Genomic DNA, 16,377 nt, shown 5'->3' with positions numbered 1-16,377 from the left:
GGCGGGACCCTGGGGCTGGCGCAATTTGCCAACAGCACCAAGGGTGACCCGAATGCATTGCTGGTGGTCGGCGCGATCATGGTCGCGGGCATCGAACAGAACAAACCGCAGATCAGCCTGAAGGATGTGACGCCCATTGCCCGGCTGTTCACCGAGTACAACGTGATCGCCGTGCGCAAGGAGTCTGAATACAAGACCCTCGATGACCTGATCAAGGCCTTCAAGGCCAACCCGACGAGCATCACCTGGGGCGGCGGCTCCAAGGGCTCGGTGGATCACATCGGCATCGCCGAGCTGGCGGGCAAGCTGGATGTGCCGGTCAACAAGGTCAACTACGTGGCCTTTGGTGGCGGTGGCGAGGTGGTTGCCCAGGCGCTGGGCGGCCAGCTCAAGGTGATCACCGGCGGTTACGCCGAGCTGGGCCAATACATCAAGACCGGTCAGTTCCGCGTCCTGGCCATCGGCGCGCCGGAGCGGGTTGCCGGCATTGATGCACCGACCCTCAAGGAGAGCGGTTATGACGTGACGATCGGCAACTGGCGCGGCGTTTACGGTGCAGCGGGCCTCACCCCGCAGCAGCGTAAAGAGGTGATCGACGCGGTCATGGCCGCCACCAACAGCAAGGTCTGGCAAGACAATCTCCAGACCAACGCCTGGACGCCCAGCGTGCTGACCGGCGATGAGTTCGGCAAATTCGTCGAAGAAGAACACGTACGGTTGCACGCCATGCTGGTCAAGGTCGGGCTGCTCTGAGATGGCCACACAGCGCGCAGTGGTGCCGACGCAATTGGCGGTCGGCATCGGCCTGATCGCCATCAGTGTCGTGCTGGCGATGGGCGCCTACCGGTTTCCGCCCGAAATGGGTTTCGTCATCCTCCCGGCGTACGTTTACCCCTATGTCGTGGCAGCCTTTCTGGGTGCCGTGGGCCTGCTGCTGGGGTATCAGGCCGTCAGTGGCGGTTTTCGCGAGCTGGATAACGACGCCACCACGGTGCCGGGTGGCAAAACCGGTGCTGCATGGGTGACAGCGGGGCTTGTCGGGGTGGCGGTGCTGATCAACCTGATCGGTTTCGTGCTGGCCGCCGGGTTGCTGTTTGCCTGTGCGGCGCGGGGGTTCGGCAGCCGTCATCCCCTGCGGGACCTGGCCATCGGCATTGCCTTGACCCTGCCGATCTACTGGCTGTTCAACGCCGGGCTTGGGGTTTCCCTGCCGTCGCTGATCAACATCTGGCTTTGAAAGGAGATCGACACCGTGGACATTCTTTCAAGCCTGGCGATGGGGTTTTCCTCGGCGCTGACGCCGATCAATCTGATGTGGGGGTTCATCGGCTGCCTGCTCGGTACCGCCATCGGCGTGTTGCCGGGGATCGGGCCGGCGCTGACGGTGGCCTTGCTGTTGCCGATCACCGCCAAGGTCGACCCCACCGGCGCGCTAATTATGTTCGCCGGTATTTATTACGGCGCGCAGTTCGGTGGCTCCACCACTTCGATCCTGCTCAACACGCCCGGAGAGTCGTCTTCCATGGTCACCGCCCTGGAAGGCAACCTCATGGCACGCAACGGCCGGGCCGGACCTGCGCTGGCGACGGCGGCGATCGGCTCATTCGTCGCCGGCACCATCGCCACGATTTTGCTGACGCTGTTTGCGCCCATCGTGGCCAGGCTGGCCCTGAATTTCGGCCCGACCGAATACTTCGCGATCCTGGTGCTGTCGTTCACCACCGTGTCGGCGGTGCTCGGCGCTTCGATGCTGCGCGGGTTTGCCTCGCTGGGTGTCGGGTTGACCATCGGTTTGATCGGTCTGGACTCGACCTCGGGCATTGCCCGCTACACCCTCGGCGTGCCGGAACTGGTGGACGGCATCGAGGTGGTGCTGGTGGCGGTCGGCTTGTTCGCGGTGGGCGAGGCCTTGTACAGCCTGCTCTATCAAACCGAATCAAACGAAGGACGGCATCGCCTGACCTCGTTGTGGATGACCCGCGCCGACTGGAAACGCTCGGTGCCCGCGTGGCTGCGGGGCACGCTGATCGGTTTTCCGTTTGGCTCGATTCCGGCCGGTGGCGCGGAGATTCCGACCTTCCTGTCCTATTCCACCGAACGCAAACTCAGCAAGTACCCCAAGGAGTTTTCCGCCAACAAGGGCGAGGGCGCCATCGAAGGCGTGGCCGGCCCGGAAGCGGCCAACAACGCCAGCGCAACCGGGTCTTTGGTACCGCTGCTGACCCTGGGCATCCCGACGTCTGCGACGGCGGCGATCCTCTTGGCGGCGTTCCAGAACTACAACCTGCAACCGGGGCCGATGCTGTTCGAAACCTCCGCGGAGCTGGTCTGGACGCTGGTGGCCTCGCTGTACATCGGCAACGTGATCCTGCTGGTGTTGAACCTGCCGCTGGTGGGGCTGTGGGTCAAACTGCTGCAAATCCCCCGGCCGTACCTGAACGCCGGCATCCTGGTCTTCGCCACCATCGGCGTGTATGGCATGCGCCACTCATCCTTCGACCTGATCCTGATGTTGGGCATTGGCTGGGGCGGGGTGCTGATGCGCCGTTTCGACTTCCCCGTCGCCCCGGTGATCGTCGGCATGCTGCTGGGGCCGATGGCCGAGAAACAACTGCGCAACGCCTTGTCCATCAGCCAGGGCGACTGGACGGTGTTCCTCACGCAACCGATCTCGGCGTTCTTCCTCGCCCTGACGCTACTGGTGCTGGTGGTGCCCCATGTGTTGCATAAACGCGGCATCAAGTTGCATGAGGATGATTGAGCAATCCCACAGGGTCATGCAGTGGTTTGCGCGGTGAACCATTGCATGACCGGTGCGCAGGCCGGATGCGCGGCGGCCGAAGGTTGCAGGCACAGCGAGTAAATCCCCCCGGTCTTCAACGGCTCACCAAACGGGATCACCAGTTCGCCCCGTTGAATCGACTCACCGGCCAGGGTCATGTCGGTCATCGCCACGCCCAGGCCCCGGGCGGCGGCATCGAGCGCCAGTTCGTCGAGGTTGAAGGGGATGTGCCGATAGTCATGCAACGACTTGCCGCCATGGGCTGACAGCCAGACCTGCCAGTCATGTTGATCGGAGGAGCGGTGCAGCAACGCGAACCCCGACAGGTCCTCCAGCGAAGCCAATGGCCGGGTCGGGGTGCCAAGCCCTGGTGCACACACGGGCACCAACGCCTCCTCGAACAAGGTCAGGCAATCCGGCGCTCCGGACGGCTCGGGCAGGTAAAGGATATAGGCATCGCTGTCACTGGCCGGCTCGACCACTTCGGTGGCCACGGTTTCGATTGCCAGGGATACGTCCGGGTGATGCCGGTAGAACTCGCTCAGCCTGGGCAGCAACCAGCGCACCGCCAGTGACACGTGCATGCGAATGCGGAACGGGCGCTTTTTCGGCGCGAGCCGGTCTTCGAGGGTGCGCAGCTGTTCGAGGATGCTGCGGGCGCTGGTCAGCACCTGTTCGCCCTCGGCAGTCAGTTGAAGGCTGCGGCTGCTCCTGACAAACAGCGCCACGCCAAAGTGGCTCTCCAGTTGCTGGATCTGTCGGCTCACGGCGCTTTGGGTCAGGCAGAGCTTTTGCGCCGCCTGGGTGAAGCTGCCCGACCCGGCAACTTCGACCAGGGCCTGCAAGCCCTGCAGCGAGGGCACGTGGCGAATCTTGTCCATGCGTTTTCAGAATGCCTCGATGATTTAATAACGTTGGTTGCCCGTGTTTGGAGCCTTTAGATTCTAGTCATCGCCACCGTCTTCGAAAACCATTTATGCAAATCCTGCATGCAGTGGGTCGAGACGGAACGCAGAACAAGAACCTGAGGTGACACATGGAAAATATCTGTGGCTGGATTGCGCAAGCGGGGAGTTCACCCCTGCGTGAGCCGCTCAAGGGCACGCAACAGGCCGATTGGCTGGTGATCGGTGCCGGCATCACCGGCCTCAGTGCGGCGCATGCCCTGGCGCAATTGCACCCCCAGGCACGCATCGTGGTCGTTGACCGGCAGCGGGCTGCGCAAGGCGCTTCGGCGCGCAACTCCGGTTTTGTGGTGGCCCATGAGCATCCTGCCGCTGGGGAGCTACTGGGTAGCGACGGGTTTGCCGGGTATCAAGTGGATACGTCCATCGGCCGCGCAGCCGCCGACGAGGTCCGTAAGCAGATTGCCCGCCATGGCATCGAATGCGATTTCAGGGAGTCGGGTTATTTCTTTGCCGTCAGCGATCCGCGCAAGCTGACCCAGGTCGATGCCAAGCTGCAGACCTTGCGTGCCGTGGGCGCCAGCGCGCAGTTTCTGCAAGGCGAGTCGTTGCTCGAAAAACTCGGCAGCCGGCACTACCGCGCCGCGATCTGGTGCGGCAACGGCAATGCGCTGCTGCAACCGGCGAAGTACGCTCGGGGCTTGCTCGATGCCCTGCCGCCGAAAGTGACGGTCTACGAGAACACCGATATCACAGGCCTTGAGCGCCAGGGCAACGGCCAAATTCGCGCCCGGGGCCAAAACGGTTGTGTCGAGGCCAAACAGGTATTGGTCTGCCTGAACGCCTTCATCCCCCGCGCGGGCATCGATGACAGCGGTACATTCGCGATGGAACTCAGCGCCAGCCTCACGCGGCCCCTCAGCGATCAAGAGTTTGAAGCCCTCGGTGCGCCAGCGTCCTGGGGCGTGCTGTCGACCCGTCCGCTCGGGGCCACGGTGCGCCTGACCCCGGATCGCCGGGTGATGATCCGCAACACCGCGGAATACCGCTCCCGGGATCTGTCATTGAGCGAATTGTCGACCCGCCGCCAACACCATGTGCTGGGGTTGCAACGGCGTTTCCCGATGCTTGGCGAGCAGGACATCGAATACACCTGGACCGGCCATCTCAGCGCTTCGCGTTCCGGGCAGCCGTATTTCGGCAAAGTCGAGGAGGGCGTTTTCGCCGTGGCCGGGTGCAATGGTTCCGGCGTGGCGCGGGGCACGTTGTGGGGCCGCTTGCTGGCGGAGTGGGCCTCGGGTCGTGATTCGCCGCTGACGCAGTCGGTCATTCAACGGGCGCAGCCCGGCTGGCTGCCGCCCAAGCCGTTGCTCGACATCGGTGCCATGCTGCGTATGCGCGTGGAAACGGTCCGGGCCAGAAGCGAAATCTGAAAACACCCATTTCACAACAAGAACAAAAGCACTTCCCATCGAAGGTGATTCAACATGCGCGTCAATACGCTTTCCCTTGTGGCCCTGATCTCGACCTTTTCCGCCGCCACGTATGCCGACGAAACCGTCAATATTTCCAACTGGAACGGCTACATCGCCGACGACACCTTGCCCAGCTTCACCCAGGCAACCGGGATCAAGGCGACCTACGACATCCACGACAGCAACGAAGTGCTGGAATCGAAGCTGATGACCGGCAACACCGGGTATGACGTGGTCAGCCCGTCGAACCACTTCCTGTCGCGCCTGATCAAGGCCGGCGCCATCCAGAAACTCGACAGGAGCCAGTTGCCCAACTGGAAAAACCTCGACCCGGCGCTGATGAAAAAGCTTGAGGTCAACGACCCGGGCAACCAGTACGGCTATCCGTATATGTGGGGCACGGCGGGCATCGGTTACAACGTCGAGAAGATCAAGGCGATCTTCGGCAATACCGACGTCACCCATTCCTGGAGCCTGTTCTTCGACGAGAACAACATCAAGAAGCTCAGCGAGTGTGGGGTGGCGATCATCGACAACCCGACGCAGATCCTGCCGATCACCCTCAATTACCTGGGCCTGCCGCCCCATAGCCATGAGCCGGCCGACTACAAGAAAGCCGAGCAGGCGCTGCTGAAGATCCGGCCTTACGTCCAGTACTTCCATGCCTCCAAGTACATCAGCGACCTGGCCAACGGCAACGTCTGCGCGGTGATCGGATTCAACGGTGACATCGTGCAGGCCGCCGCCAGCGCCAGGGAGGCGAAAAACGGGATCGATATTGCCTACTCGATCCCGGACGAAGGTTCCACGTTGTGGCTGGACATGGTGGTCATGCCCAAGAGCGCGCCGCATGAGAAGAACGGTTACGCCTACATGAACTACCTGCTGGAGCCGAAGGTGATTGCCAACATCAGCAACAGCATCCATTACGCCAATCCCAACAGTGCGGCGGATGCCTTCGTCGACCCGGCGGTGAAGCAGGACCTGGCAATCTATCCGCCGAAGAGCGTGATGGACAAGCTGTTTACCGTCGAGGACTTGCCCGCGGCTATCGCACGGTTGAGCACGCGGCTGTGGACCAAGTTGAAAACCAATACCTGACCGACTGGTGATTCCGGTCAATCAGATGTGACACTGCACCTGTGGCGAGGGAGCTTGCTCCCGTTGGGCAGCGAAGCGGCCCCGGCTCTTCATACGAGAAGCTGGGACTGCTGCGCAGTCCAACGGGAGCAAGCTCCCTCGCCACGGTTACTCGTTTGCCTGAGTCAACGATTCATTCAGGCGTCGATAGCCGGGAAGTCGATGTCGGTCAACGCTGCGTTGTTCAGGTAGTTGGTCAATGTCTGCGAGGCCACATGGGCGATCACTTCGATGATCTTGCCGTCATCGATGCCGGCAGCACGGGCTGTGGCGATCTGTTCGACCGTCAGGTGACCACGGCTTTCGGTGACTTGGCGGGCGAGGGTGGCATAGGCGTTGAGCTCACCCTGACGTGCGCTGAGAATGTCCTGGCCCGACAGCCCGGCCTTACTGGCGAACAGCGTGTGAGCGGCCAGGCAGTAGTCGCAGCCGTTGACCTGCGAGGTGGCAAGGAACACCGATTCTTTTTCCGTGGCGCTCAAGGACGTCTTGCCCAGTGCGGCCGAGTTTTGCAGATACGAGGCCAGCACCGCCGGGGCGTGGGCCAGTACCTTGAACAGGTTGGGCAGAAAGCCGATTTTCTTCTGCACGCCTTCCAGCAGCGGGCGGGTGGCGTCGGTGGCGTGTTCCAGACTGATCGGGGCAATGCGGGTCATGGTGATACTCCGTGGTGTAAGGCGCGGAATGCGCTGGGTACGGAGCTCATGTTAGGGAGAAGGTCTGGCGTATTGGGTGCAAATCGTCGAGGATATGCGACAGATCGTCCAGAACTGCTTCCGGGAGCCTGTCATGGATCGCTTGTCCACGTTGCTCACACACTTCGGCGTCAATGCCGGCACCTTCCATAGCGGTACGTTCTGCGGCACCGCCGCCTACGACGGCCAACAGACCAGCGGTCATTTGCACCTGCTTCAAGCGGGCGAGTTGCTGCTCAAGATGGGCGACCAGCCGGACCTGCAACAGACCGAACCGAGCCTGATCTTTTTCCCCCGGCCCTATCGACATCGCCTGTTCGCGTCTGAAGCGTCCGGCACGCAACTGGTGTGCGCGACCCTGGATTTCGACGGCGGAGCGGGCAATGCCCTGGCGGCGGCGCTGCCGGATTATCTGGTGCTCAAGCTCGATGAAATCCCGACCCTGGCCGGGACCCTGGAATGGCTGTTCAACGAGGCGTTTGACGGTACGTGCGGACGCGAAGCGGTGATGGATCGCCTGTTCGAGCTGCTGGTGATTCTGTTACTGCGGCACATCTTGAGCACCACTGGCCAGCAACCGGGCATGATGGCCGGCCTCGCCGATGCGCGCCTGGCGCGGCCCCTGAGCCTGATGCACGAAAACCCGGCCAAGGCCTGGAGCGTGGCCGAGCTCTCGGTCGCCGCCAACATGTCGCGGGCCAGTTTCGCCGAGCACTTTCGCCGGGTGGTCGGGCAGACGCCGGTGGATTACCTGGTGAGCTGGCGCATCAGCCTGGCGCAGAAACGCCTGCGCGAAGGTCGACCGATTGCGTTGATCGCCGAGGAGGTCGGCTACGAAAGTCCCTCGGCGCTGGCCCGGGCGTTTCGGCGCAAGACCGGGATGAGCCCGCGGGAGTGGAAGGGCAACTGACCTTGCATATTCCCCTGTGGGAGCGAGCTTGCTCGCGATAGCGGTGTGTCAGACACCTATGCTGTCGACTGACGTTCCGTCATCGCGAGCAAGCTCGCTCCCACAGGTCTAGCGGTGCGGCTTCTTTACGCGTACATCAGAACTTGAACGCCTGACGTCCTACCAACAGCCATTTACCGTCCTGCTTTTGCCAGATCTGGAAGTTCTCGATTTCGGTTGGCACCACTTCAGTGCCTTTCAGCGCTTGCGCCGAGAAGTGGTGACGGACCAGTGCGACGTCGCCGGAGACGGTAATGGTCTGGTTCTGCATCTCAAGGGTCTTGAACGCGCTTTTGCCGGTTTCGATGTCGGCGATGAAGGCCTGCTTGTCCTGGATCTTGCCGCTGGAATGCCCGTAGGTCAGGTTTTCGGCGGTCAAGGCGTTCAGCTCCGGGATGTCTTTGTGCAGCATGGCCTGGGTCAGGTGGTCGACCGCCTGGGCCACGTCCTTGTCCGCGGCAGCCGGGGTGGCGGCGACGTAGCCGCTGAACAGGCACAGAAAACCGATCAGCACTTTTGCTTTTTTCATGGGTGTTTCCTTGTTGTTGTAGGGATAGCGCGATGATTGGAAGAATATTCGTCAGTCATCGTACAACCTATCATGAGGTGAAGGAATAAAGCGAACTTGCCTGGCACCCTTGCCTCGAAGTTAAAAGGGCGATGTCCTGACTTTGAGGTATTGCGCCATGCAGCTTGACCCGCGTTTACGGCTCGACCTGACGTTGCTCATGGTGTTTGTGCTGATTGTCGGAGTGTCGGGGTTTTCTCCCCGCAGCCGGGTGGACTGGGCGCTGGAAAACCTGCTGGTGCTGTTGCTGGTGGGGACCTTGGTCGCGGTTTCTCGGCGATTCCGCTTGTCGGCGATGTCCATCACGCTGGTGTTTGCGTTTCTGTGCGTGCATGAACTGGGCGCCCACTACACCTATTCTCTGGTGCCTTACGATCATTGGTCTTCGGCGTGGTTGGGCTTCAGTTTCGACCGGGCGCCTGGTGTTCACCGCAATCACTACGACCGACTGGTGCATCTGAGCTACGGGCTGCTGCTGGCTTATCCGGTGCGTGAAGTCCTGCGGCGACTGACGCCGCTGCGCGGGTTCTGGCTGTTTTTCGTGACCCTGAACATCATGCTGTCGACCTCCGCCGTGTATGAGTTGGTGGAATGGATCGGCGGGGCCTTCCTGGGCAATGACACGGCGAACGCCTTCGTCGGCGCGCAAAACGATCCGTGGGATTCGCAGAAGGACATGGCCATCGCGGTCGCCGGTGCGTTTGTCAGTCTGTTGCTGGTGTCTTTGCGCGGCATGGCGCAAGAACACTCGATGACCACAGCAAGGTGATCGGGCAGACCGCTTCGGTGGGGGCAGCTGTCGCGGGCTTTGAGGTTGCAGAGCACTGTAGGAGCTGGCAAGCCAGCTCCTACAGGTCGGGGATTAAAGATATTTATCGGTCACAGCGCCCTCCGATGCACTGGACACCGTCTTCGCATATTTGGCCAACACCCCGCGCTTGTATTTCGATTCCGGCCGCACCCAGCGCGACTTGCGCTCGGCCAGCACCGCATCGGAGACATCCACCGTGATCTGCCGGGTCTCTGCATCGATGATGATCCTGTCGCCATTCTCGACCAGCGCAATCGGCCCGCCTTCAAAGGCTTCCGGCGTGATGTGACCGACCACGAAACCGTGGGACCCACCGGAGAAACGTCCGTCGGTGATCAGTGCCACCTCCTTGCCGAGGCCTTTGCCCATGACCGCCGACGTCGGCGACAGCATTTCGCGCATGCCCGGGCCGCCCTTAGGGCCTTCATAGCGGATCACGATCACTTCGCCGGGCTGCACTTCGCCATTGAGAATGCCGGCCAGCGCACCTTCCTCGCCGTGATAGACCCGGGCCGTGCCTTCGAAGCGCAGGCCTTCCTTGCCGGTGATCTTGGCCACGGCGCCGGTGGGCGAGAGGTTGCCGCGCAGAATGACCAGGTGGGAGTCCTTTTTGATCGGCTGGTCGAAAGGCCGTATCACGTCCTGGCCGGCCGGATAGTCGGGCACGCTGGCCAGGTTTTCCGCCAGGGTCTGGCCGGTGACGGTCAGCACATCGCCGTGCAGCATGCCGGCATCGAGCATGCGCTTCATCAGTGGTTGAATGCCGCCGATGGCCACCAGTTCGCTCATCATGTATTGGCCGCTGGGGCGCAGGTCGGCGACCACCGGGGAAATTTTGCCCAGCTCGACGAAGTCATCCAGGGTCAGTTCGACATCCACCGCGTTGGCCATGGCCAGCAGATGCAGCACAGCGTTGGTCGAGCCGGCGAGGGCGATCACCACGCGAATGGCGTTCTCGAAGGCTTTGCGGGTCATGATGTCGCGAGGCTTGAGGTCGAGCTTGAGCAGCTCCATGACCTGCTGGCCGGCGCGGAAACTGTCCGAGGCCTTGTCGCCGCCAATGGCCTCCTGGGAGCTAGAGCCGGGCAGGCTCATGCCCAAGGCTTCGATGGCCGAGGCCATGGTGTTGGCGGTGTACATGCCGCCACAGGAACCGGGGCCGGGAATCGCCACTTCCTCGATCTGCTTGACCTGGATCTCGCTGATATCGCCCCGCGCGTGCTGGCCCACGGCCTCGAACACGGAAATGATGTCGGTATGGCCGGCACCCGGCTGGATGGTGCCGCCGTAGACAAAGATCGACGGGCGATTCAGCCGCGCCATGCCGATCAGGCAGCCCGGCATGTTCTTGTCGCAGCCGCCGATGGTCACCAGGCCGTCGAAACCCTCGCAACCGGTGACCACTTCGATGGAGTCGGCGATCACCTCGCGGGACACCAGCGAATATTTCATGCCTTCGGTGCCGTTGGCGATGCCGTCGGAAATGGTGATGGTGTTGAAGATCACGCCCTTGGCACCGGCGGCATTCGCGCCTTTTTCAGCTTCGAGCGCCAGCTTGTCGATGTGCATGTTGCAGGGCGTGACCATGGCCCAGGTCGAAGCGATGCCGATCTGCGGCTTGGTGAAGTCTGCATCGGTAAAGCCCACGGCCCGCAACATGGCGCGTGCCGGTGCCGCCTCCACGCCGTCGATCACTTGAGAGGAGTACTTGCGCAGATCGTCTTTGTCGCTCATGACTGCTCCTATCGCTCATGGCTGTTCCTGACACACTCGTTGATAAAAACAGGATGAGTATAGAAGGCCGGGCGCCCTGGCCCGGACTAACCGGTCTGGAACAGACGCGCGGGTAAGCCTTGTCGTGATATTCTTCGCGCCAACTTGGTTTGACCTGTTCAGTTTGCGTGTCCTTGAGACGTGCCGACGGAATCACTGTCGCTCAAGTAGCTGAAGCCAATAAAGATAAAAAGTCAGTTCAGAAGGGACATTAAAGTGGGGTCGATGCGGTTCGTCGGCCTTGTGTGCCCACCCTGCAATCCTTGAGTGCCGCACCCGTGACTGCCGTGAAACACGGGGCTGTGCGCGTGAGGATGGAAGGGCGGATGGCGTTTTATCATAGGTGCTACAGATGTTTAAGAAAGTGAACACGGCCCTGCTGGGGCTGGCTTTGTCCATGGGGATGTCTTCCGTCCACGCGGAAGAGGCAAAGAAAGTCGATGTGTTGCTGATCGGCGGCGGCATCATGAGCGCGACCCTGGGTGTGTGGCTCAATGAGCTGGAACCTGGCATGTCGATGGAAATGGTCGAGCGCCTCGACGGCGTCGCCCAGGAAAGCTCCAACGGCTGGAACAACGCTGGTACCGGTCACTCCGCCCTGGCCGAGCTGAACTACACCCCGGAAGACGAGAACGGCAAGGTTTCGATCCCGAAGGCCGTTGAAATCAACGAAGCGTTCCAGATCTCCCGTCAGTTCTGGGCCTGGCAGGTTCAGCAAGGCGTGCTGAAGAACCCGCGTTCGTTCATCAACTCCACGCCGCACATGAGCTTCGTGTGGGGTGATGACAACATCAAGTTCCTGAAAAAACGCTACGAAGCCCTGCAAGCGAGCCCGCTGTTCGCTGGCATGCAGTACTCCGAAGACCCGGCTGTGATCAAGCAGTGGGTGCCGCTGATGATGGAAGGGCGTGACCCGAGCCAGAAGATCGCGGCCACCTGGAGTCCGCTGGGTACTGACGTGAACTTCGGCGAAATCACCCGCCAGTTCGTTGCACACCTGCAAACCACACCGAAGTTCGACTTGAAGCTGTCCAGCGAAGTGCAGGACATCACCAAGAACGAAGACGGCAGCTGGCGCGTCAGCTACAAGAACCTCAAAGACGGTAGCAAGACCGAAACCGACGCCAAGTTCGTGTTCATCGGCGCCGGCGGCGGTGCCCTGCACCTGCTGCAGAAGTCCGGCATTCCTGAAGCCAAGGAATACGCAGGCTTCCCGGTAGGAGGCTCGTTCCTGGTGACCGAGAACCCGACCATCGCCGAGCAACACCTGGCCAAGGCCTACGGCAAAGCCTCTGTTGGCGCTCCGCCGATGTCGGTTCCGCACCTGGACACCCGCGTGCTGGACGGCAAGCGCGTGATCCTGTTTGGCCCATTCGCGACCTTCAGCACCAAGTTCCTGAAAGAAGGTTCGTACCTGGACCTGCTGACCACCACGACCACTCACAACGTGTGGCCAATGACCAAGGTCGGCATCAAGGAATACCCGCTGGTCGAGTACCTTGCAGGCCAGCTGATGCTGTCTGACGAAGACCGCATGAACGCTCTGAAAGAGTACTTCCCGAACGCCAAGGCTGAAGACTGGCGCCTGTGGCAAGCCGGCCAGCGCGTGCAGATCATCAAGCGTGACGAAGCCGCCGGTGGCGTGCTGAAACTGGGCACCGAAATCGTCGCTTCCCAAGACGGCAGCATCGCCGGCCTGCTGGGCGCCTCCCCAGGCGCATCGACCGCTGCACCGATCATGCTGACCGTGCTGCAGAAAGTCTTCAAGGACAAGGTCGCGACCCCTGACTGGCAGGCAAAACTGCACCAGATCGTACCGAGCTACGGCACTCAGCTGAACGCCAGCCCTGAGAAAGTCGCTGAAGAGTGGGCCTACACCGCCAAGGTGCTGGAACTGACTCCGCCACCCGCGGTGATCGCGCCGGCTGTGAAGCCAGTGACTGTAGACACTGCTGTTAAGGCACCGAAGGCTAATGCTGCGAGTGATATGGCTCTCTAATTAGACTGCCGGATCAAAAAAAGCCCACTGAACCGGCGACGGTCAGTGGGTTTTTTTGTGGGCGATGGCACAGGCAGCGCTTTGAACCCGGAGTGTCCACGCCGTCCATAACGGGGGGGCCTGTCATCAATTGTCAAGTCACTGACGCTCAATGAGAAGCAGACAGTTTGGCCCTGACGATACTGATTTGTTTACCGACCACGGTAAGGCGAAACCGTAAGCCTGATACCTCTCCGCCCTGGCGGGAATTTGTAGGAGCGAGCTTGCTCCGGGCGGCGTTCCGACGATTGACTCAAGTGCGCTACGGTTAGTCAGTAAGCACGCGCTATCGTTAACGACATCGCGAGCAAGCTCGCTCCCACAGTCAGTTGCATCTCAATAAAACAAATCATAGAGAGCGCAGAATGAAGTTCAGCTTTGTAGACAACAGCAAACCGACCCGTCGGCGGGTTTTACGCGATGCTTTCACTCTGGCTTTGGCGGCCTCGCCGTTGGCAAGCCTGGCCAGGGCAGCCGACGAATCCGCAGCGGCCAGCGAATCCGCGGAGGAAGTGACCTTTGCCGCCGGCCCACGACCGCTGGTGCAATACCCGCAAAAACGCCCGTTGACCCTGGTGACCACGCGGCCGCCGCATCTGGAGACGCCATTCCCCGTCTTCAACGAAGGGCCGATCACGCCTAATGACGCCTTTTTCGTGCGTTACCACTTGGCCAATTTCCCGACCAGCATCGATCCGGACAGCTACCGCCTGACGATCAAGGGCACGGTCGACACGCCGTTGTCACTGTCCCTTGCCGAGCTCAAGGCCCTTGCCGAACCGGTTGAAGTGGTCGCCGTGAATCAATGTTCGGGCAACAGCCGTGGCTTCTCGATGCCCCGGGTGTTCGGCGCTCAGTTGGGCAATGGCTCAATGGGCAATGCGCGGTGGGTGGGGGTACCGCTCAAGGCTGTGCTGGAAAAGGCGGGGGTAAAAGCCGAGGCCAAACAAGTGACCTTCCGTGGGCTCGATAAACCGGTGCTGCCAAGCACGCCGGAGTACATCAAGGCGCTGGACATCAGCCATGCCATGGACGGCGAGCCGATAATCGCCTGGTCGATGAATGGCACCGACCTGCCATTTCTCAACGGTTACCCGATTCGCCTGGTGGTGCCAGGCTATTTCGGCACGTACTGGGTCAAGCACCTGAGTGAGATCGAAGTCGTCGACCATACCTTCGACGGTTTCTTCATGGCCAAGGGGTACCGGGTTCCAGACAACGATTGCTTCTGCATTGCCCCCGGCACCACGGCGGCGAAAACCGTGCCGATCTCCAAATTGCCGGTGCGCAGTTTCATCACCAGCGTTAAACACGGCGATGTATTGCCGCTGAACAAAAGCGTGCTGCTCAAGGGCATCGCTTTCGACGGGGGCGTTGGGGTCAACAAGGTTGAGGTGTCGATCGACGGTGGAAAAACCTGGCGCGAGACCCAACTCGGGCAGGACCTTGGCCGTTACTCCTTTCGTGAGTGGACACTGCCGATCACCTTTACCGGCAAGGGCGCCACTCTGTTGATGGTGCGAGCCAGCAACAGTGCCGGCGAGACGCAGCCGCTGCAAGCCGACTGGAACCCCGCTGGCTACCGCCGCCACGTCGTCGAAACCACCCACGTGACCGTCGCCTGAGGAGGGCCGCATGAAACTTGTGAAATGCATGACCGCCTTGCTCTGCGCGGCTCCGGTTTTTCTCACCACCCTGGCTGGCGCCGCGCCGCTGTCCATTACGCTGCCGCCTGAAACGGCGGTGTTCAAGCCCAGCACGATGCCTGGCTACGCTTTGGCGCAGCAGAAGTGTTCTGTCTGCCATTCGGCCGATTACATCAACTTCCAGCCGCCGGGCATGAGCCTGGCGCAGTGGACCGCCGAAGCGGGCAAGATGCAGCACGTGTACGGCGCTCCGATCAGCGACCAGGATGTGAGTGTTATCGGTGCTTACCTGGCGGTGACTTACGGCAGTGCGAAGGCGAGCGATGCCGATGTTCAGGCGGTCTCCAACCCGCCGGCGGATCAGCCACCCACGGTGTCGGTAGCGAAAGTTGCCTCGGCCTTGCTCCAGGACAACGCCTGCCTGTCCTGTCACGCGGTCGATCATAAGGTCGTCGGCCCGGCCTATCACGATGTGGCGGCCAAGTATGCCAATGACCCGCAGGGGCTGGCCCGGGTAATGTCGAGCATTCAGCACGGCGGTAGCGGAAAGTGGGGGGATGTGCCCATGCCACCGTTCGCGCAGTTGAGCTCGGACGACCTGAAAAGCCTGGCGACGTTCATCATGAAGCAGTGAATCAGCGTTAGCCTGATGCACAAAAGCCCACTGAACCGGCAACGATCAGTGGGCTTTTTTGTGGTGCGGGTTTATTCAAGACATCGAGGAGTTGGTCGCGCCGAAGCGCTTGAGAATGTCCTGGTACATTTTGGTCCGCCGGTGATCTTGGCCATAGCCGCCCGCAGCAGCGACGGTGCCGGACTGGACGTGATCCAGGTACTTGAAGATTTTGCCGGGAGAAAGAAACACGACTTTGTAGCCAAGCCCGATCACGCGGTCTTGCAGCTCATAACCGGGCACACGGTCATCGATCTGAAAATGCAAACCCTGCTGCTTCATCAGTCTGCCATTCCACAGCGTGCAAAAGCTTTTCACGTAGGTTTCCCGGTAGGGTTTCGGCTCCTTTGATCGCAGGCCCAGCGATTGCTTCAAGCGTCGGTAGTGGTGCTTGATCAGGCGTGAAGTGAAGCGCCAAACGGTCCTTGGCAGTCCGCGGTTGAGTTGCTCGGTGCAACCGACCGCGATGACGTTTTGATCCTTGGTGCAGTGCTCCATCATCATCGCAAAGACGTTTGCATCGAAGACGAACGTGTCGGTGTGCATGAGGAACAGATAGTCGGTGCTGACCCTGGCCAGCGCCATGTCCAGCGCTTTGCCGTGGGCGATGTGCCCCGGCTCTTTGGTAGGGGCATCGCGCTCGATCAGGTTGATCCAGTCGAGCGAGCGCAAATATTCGACGCTGGCGTCCGCCGAACCGTTGTCGACCACCCAGACCGCAATGCCGGCTTTTTGGACATGCTCCTGCAACAGCTCCAGGCAGATCCTGGTGAGCTCGGGGGTTTTGTAATTAACCAGAACGATGCTGAACGGAGGTTTGGCGTTTGTATCGACACTACCCATCTTCGAAATGCTCGACGACCCGAAAGTGTCGAAGATTAAAGGAACAACCTTAGCCCAAGCTTAATTTCACCTGGGCGGG

The 16,377-nt window shown here is 61.1% G+C and carries 15 protein-coding genes; 10 read left to right on the top strand and 5 right to left on the bottom strand.

Annotated elements, in window-relative coordinates; all coding sequences use genetic code 11:
- From KGA96_RS26150 to KGA96_RS26140, 3 genes are all read left to right on the top strand, one after another.
- The coding region (locus KGA96_RS26150; RefSeq protein WP_223515454.1) for a tripartite tricarboxylate transporter substrate binding protein at window positions 1–753 on the top strand (753 nt) is incomplete at its 5' end.
- 1 nt (window position 754) lies between these two features.
- Window positions 755–1,237, top strand: coding sequence for a tripartite tricarboxylate transporter TctB family protein (locus KGA96_RS26145; protein ID WP_046040384.1), 483 nt, complete (start codon window positions 755–757; stop codon window positions 1,235–1,237).
- 15 nt (window positions 1,238–1,252) lie between these two features.
- Window positions 1,253–2,761 carry a tripartite tricarboxylate transporter permease gene (locus KGA96_RS26140; RefSeq protein WP_046040385.1) on the top strand — a complete coding sequence of 503 codons (1,509 nt, stop codon included), beginning with the start codon at window positions 1,253–1,255 and terminating at the stop codon, window positions 2,759–2,761.
- A gap of 14 nt (window positions 2,762–2,775) precedes the next feature.
- Here the strand turns inward: KGA96_RS26140 and KGA96_RS26135 are convergent, their stop codons facing one another.
- The gene (locus KGA96_RS26135; protein ID WP_046040386.1) at window positions 2,776–3,663 is read right to left on the bottom strand and encodes a LysR substrate-binding domain-containing protein; all 888 of its coding nucleotides are present in this window, start codon (window positions 3,661–3,663) and stop codon (window positions 2,776–2,778) included.
- A 155-nt stretch (window positions 3,664–3,818) separates the two neighbouring features.
- Between KGA96_RS26135 and KGA96_RS26130 the strand changes: the two genes are divergently transcribed.
- Together KGA96_RS26130 and KGA96_RS26125 are read left to right on the top strand one after the other, a co-directional pair.
- Window positions 3,819–5,120 (top strand): NAD(P)/FAD-dependent oxidoreductase, encoded by a 1,302-nt coding sequence (locus KGA96_RS26130; protein ID WP_046040387.1) that lies wholly within the window; start codon window positions 3,819–3,821, stop codon window positions 5,118–5,120.
- 54 nt (window positions 5,121–5,174) lie between these two features.
- Window positions 5,175–6,263 (top strand): polyamine ABC transporter substrate-binding protein, encoded by a 1,089-nt coding sequence (locus KGA96_RS26125; RefSeq protein ID WP_046040388.1) that lies wholly within the window; start codon window positions 5,175–5,177, stop codon window positions 6,261–6,263.
- Window positions 6,264–6,439: 176 nt separating this feature from the next.
- Here the strand turns inward: KGA96_RS26125 and KGA96_RS26120 are convergent, their stop codons facing one another.
- Window positions 6,440–6,958 carry a carboxymuconolactone decarboxylase family protein gene (locus KGA96_RS26120; RefSeq protein WP_223515451.1) on the bottom strand — a complete coding sequence of 173 codons (519 nt, stop codon included), beginning with the start codon at window positions 6,956–6,958 and terminating at the stop codon, window positions 6,440–6,442.
- Window positions 6,959–7,091: 133 nt separating this feature from the next.
- Between KGA96_RS26120 and KGA96_RS26115 the strand changes: the two genes are divergently transcribed.
- Window positions 7,092–7,907: a cupin domain-containing protein gene (locus KGA96_RS26115; protein ID WP_223515448.1), complete on the top strand. Its 816-nt coding sequence runs from the start codon at window positions 7,092–7,094 to the stop codon at window positions 7,905–7,907.
- A gap of 136 nt (window positions 7,908–8,043) precedes the next feature.
- Here KGA96_RS26115 and KGA96_RS26110 read toward each other — a convergent pair whose 3' ends face one another.
- On the bottom strand, window positions 8,044–8,475 hold the full coding sequence (locus tag KGA96_RS26110; RefSeq protein ID WP_223515445.1) for a nuclear transport factor 2 family protein: 432 nt from the start codon (window positions 8,473–8,475) through the stop codon (window positions 8,044–8,046).
- Between the two features lie 157 nt (window positions 8,476–8,632).
- Between KGA96_RS26110 and KGA96_RS26105 the strand changes: the two genes are divergently transcribed.
- On the top strand, window positions 8,633–9,283 hold the full coding sequence (locus tag KGA96_RS26105; protein WP_046040392.1) for a DUF2238 domain-containing protein: 651 nt from the start codon (window positions 8,633–8,635) through the stop codon (window positions 9,281–9,283).
- 93 nt (window positions 9,284–9,376) lie between these two features.
- On the opposite strand, the gene ilvD is transcribed toward KGA96_RS26105, so the two are convergent.
- Entirely contained in the window at window positions 9,377–11,059 is a 1,683-nt protein-coding gene (ilvD, locus tag KGA96_RS26100; RefSeq protein WP_223515440.1) for a dihydroxy-acid dehydratase, read from the bottom strand.
- Window positions 11,060–11,450: 391 nt separating this feature from the next.
- On the opposite strand from ilvD, the gene mqo reads away from it, so the two are divergent.
- From mqo to KGA96_RS26085, 3 genes are all read left to right on the top strand, one after another.
- Window positions 11,451–13,097 carry a malate dehydrogenase (quinone) gene (gene mqo, locus KGA96_RS26095; protein WP_223515437.1) on the top strand — a complete coding sequence of 549 codons (1,647 nt, stop codon included), beginning with the start codon at window positions 11,451–11,453 and terminating at the stop codon, window positions 13,095–13,097.
- 404 nt (window positions 13,098–13,501) lie between these two features.
- Entirely contained in the window at window positions 13,502–14,761 is a 1,260-nt protein-coding gene (locus tag KGA96_RS26090) for a molybdopterin-dependent oxidoreductase (protein WP_046040395.1), read from the top strand.
- Window positions 14,762–14,771: 10 nt separating this feature from the next.
- Entirely contained in the window at window positions 14,772–15,416 is a 645-nt protein-coding gene (locus tag KGA96_RS26085; RefSeq protein WP_046040396.1) for a c-type cytochrome, read from the top strand.
- 75 nt (window positions 15,417–15,491) lie between these two features.
- Here KGA96_RS26085 and KGA96_RS26080 read toward each other — a convergent pair whose 3' ends face one another.
- Window positions 15,492–16,298, bottom strand: a complete 807-nt coding sequence (locus KGA96_RS26080) for a glycosyltransferase family 2 protein (RefSeq protein ID WP_223466261.1) — start codon at window positions 16,296–16,298, stop codon at window positions 15,492–15,494.
- Between the last annotated feature and the right edge of the window lie 79 nt (window positions 16,299–16,377).

The organism is Pseudomonas sp. GL-R-26 (assembly GCF_019947365.1).
Classification (GTDB): domain Bacteria; phylum Pseudomonadota; class Gammaproteobacteria; order Pseudomonadales; family Pseudomonadaceae; genus Aquipseudomonas.
The sequence above is the reverse complement of the archived record's forward strand: the minus strand, read 5'-3'. Positions and strand labels throughout refer to the sequence as shown.